Annotated in this window: 1 protein-coding gene; it reads left to right on the top strand. The window is 48.5% G+C overall.

The annotated features are described in order from the left end of the window. Positions 1-208 (top strand): eL29 family ribosomal protein (locus RJ05_RS33170; RefSeq protein ID WP_217999017.1); only part of this gene is annotated, 208 nt, incomplete at its 5' end. Positions 209-522: the final 314 nt, after the last annotated feature.

The raw sequence follows: 522 nt of genomic DNA, 5'->3' as shown, positions 1-522 counted from the left end.
AGACTCGTCAACTTACACTTTCGACGGCAACATGGCCAAGTCGAAGAATCACACAGCGCACAACCAAACATACAAGGCCCACAAGAACGGAATCAAGAAGCCCAGGAAGGCCAGATACTCATCTCGCAAGGGGATGGACCCCAAGTTCCTCAGGAACCAGAGATATGCAAAGAAGCACAATCAGCCAGCAGGCAAGGAGTCAGAGTAGATGACGATCTCTGGAACCAGCTTTGTAAGCACGTACAGGATGGCAGTAAAGTAACAGCTAATGATGGGGGCTGAATGAGAAGATGCGAGTGTTGGGAAGCGATAGCTGATGTCAACAGCATGGAGCTGCTAGTAGTATCACAGAGATATGTGTGTGCCAAAGTTTTCTTCTACAGGCGCTACCTCTGCCAGCATTCTGCGCAGTCCAGCTGTTTGTAGCGCAGCAGACCAATCTGATCAGCACTGGCTTGTAAAGCTCCTTGACATTTTGAGTGTTCATTCAGGCACAATCCCATGCAAAATTATGCATGTTCA

The organism is Nocardia cyriacigeorgica NBRC 100375 (assembly GCF_000308555.1).
Lineage (GTDB): Bacteria > Actinomycetota > Actinomycetes > Mycobacteriales > Mycobacteriaceae > Nocardia > Nocardia cyriacigeorgica.
This window is presented reverse-complemented; position numbering and strand designations above follow the sequence as displayed.